The organism is Halomonas sp. PBN3 (genome assembly GCF_000475415.1).
Taxonomy (GTDB): Bacteria; Pseudomonadota; Gammaproteobacteria; order Pseudomonadales; family Halomonadaceae; genus Halomonas; species Halomonas shengliensis.
This window is the reverse complement of the sequence record NZ_AXCA01000077.1, coordinates 1-1,771: the sequence shown is the minus strand read 5'-3', so window position 1 is coordinate 1,771 and position 1,771 is coordinate 1. Positions and strand designations below refer to the sequence as shown.

The window sequence follows — 1,771 nt, the reverse complement described above, 5'->3', positions numbered from 1 at the left end:
GACCGTGGCGAAGGTCGACTCAATCGGGTTGGTGGTGCGGATATGCACCCAGTGCTCTGCCGGGTAGTCGTAGAACGCCAGCAGTTCCTCCCGATCCTTGGCCAGGCACGCCATCGCCTTGGGGTACTTGGCCTCGAAGCGTTTCAGCGTGCGATCGAAGGCCTTGTGCGCCTCGTCGCGGGTCTCGGCCATCCAGATGTCATGCAGGTCGGCCTTGACCTTGGGCTGTACTGACTTTGGCAGCTTGTTCAGCACGTTAGCCGTCTTGTGAACCCAGCAGCGCTGATGGTCGGTCTCCGGGTAAATCTTGCTCAGGGCCGCCCAGAACCCCATGGCGCCGTCGCCCACCGCCAGCTTGGGAGCCTGGGTCAGGCCGCGTTCTCGCAGGCCTGTCAGCAGGGTCTTCCAGCTGTCCGCCGACTCGCGGAAGCCGTCCTCGACGGCCACCAACTCCTTGCGGCCCTGCTCGGTGACCCCGATGATCACCAGCAGGCACAGGCGGTCATCCATGCGCACGTTGCTGTACACCCCGTCGGCCCACCAGTAGACGTAGCGACGGTCTGACAGGTCCCGCTTTCGCCACTCGGTATGCTCGTCCTCCCACTGCTTCTTGAGCCGTGACACAGTGTTGGCCGACAGACCCTTGGCCTGGTCGCCCAGCAGTGCCGCCAGCGCCTCCTGGTAGTCGCCAGTGGAGATCCCCTTCAGGTAGAGCCAAGGGATCAACTCCTCGATGCTGCGGGCTCGCTTCAGATAGGGCGGCAGCAGGCTGCTGTTGAAGCGAGCGCCACCGCCACTGCGGTCACGCACCTTGGGCACCTGCACGCTGACATCCCCGATCCCGGTCTGGACCGTGCGCTCGGGCAGGTAGCCGTTGCGGACCACGGCCTGGCGTCCATCGTCGAGCCGCTGATCGGCATACTGCGCCAGAAAGGTGGCCAACTCGGCCTCGACGGCCTTGGCGATCAGGTCACGGGCACCTTGGCGCAGCAGCTCGTGCAGCGGGTCAGCGACCTGGGGTTCTGGTTGTGAAAGAGTCCGGAGGGTAGAATCGGCCATGGCGTATCCACTCGTGTTGGTTGAGATCTTGGTCGTGATCAATCAACAGGATACGCCACCCTTCCTACCTCCTCCCATACACCAGACTTGAGCTTAACTCGAAGCAGGTCAGCGAAGCCCGAAAGGCGGAGCGCCAGGAGAACAAGGAGCTCAAACGTGAGCTTCGCCGCAAGGAGGCTGCTCTCGCGGAAACCGCGGCGCTGCTAGCGTTGAGAAAAAAGGCCCGAGCGATCTGGGGGGACGAGGACGAATGATCAGCACTTCAGATCGCCAGGACGCCGTACAGCTGATCGATGAAGCCCGCGCCGCAGGGGCCCGCCTACAGGCCGCCTGTGCAGAGCTCGGCATCGGTACCAACACCTACCGTCGCTGGGTGCGGGGCGATCAGGACCGCCGGCCTAAGGCCGTGCGGCCTGTGCCGCGCCACGCGCTGTCGCCTGAGGAGCGTCAGCAGGTGCTGGAGATCTGCCATCGTCCCGAGTTTGCCAGCCTGCCGCCGGGGCAGGTCGTGCCGCGGCTGCTGGACGAGGAAGGCCTCTATGTGGCGTCAGAGTCCAGCTACTACCGCATCCTCCGGGATCATGGCGAGCAGCACCATCGTGGCCGGGCTCGTGCCCCACGTCCCAAGGGTGATCCACAGAGACACCGCGTAACGCGCCCAAATGCCTGTTGGAGCTGGGACGTGACATACCGTGTGCCTCGACCCTGAAGG

At 64.4% G+C, this 1,771-nt stretch carries 2 protein-coding genes; one reads left to right on the top strand and one right to left on the bottom strand.

Translation table 11 applies throughout. The features are described 5' to 3' along the window. A partial coding sequence (locus Q673_RS23190; RefSeq protein WP_023005044.1) for an IS256 family transposase occupies nucleotides 1-1,059 on the bottom strand: 1,059 nt, incomplete at its 3' end. A 250-nt stretch (nucleotides 1,060-1,309) separates the two neighbouring features. On the opposite strand from Q673_RS23190, the gene Q673_RS36455 reads away from it, so the two are divergent. Then, a complete protein-coding gene (locus Q673_RS36455; RefSeq protein ID WP_152527077.1) occupies nucleotides 1,310-1,768 on the top strand; it encodes a helix-turn-helix domain-containing protein in 459 nt (152 codons plus the stop codon). Nucleotides 1,769-1,771: the final 3 nt, after the last annotated feature.

Bases quoted from the DNA above. Each gene is read 5' to 3' on its own strand.
- Q673_RS36455 (WP_152527077.1), top strand. From the start codon at position 1,310: ATGATCAGCACTTCAGATCGCCAGGACGCCGTACAGCTGATCGATGAA.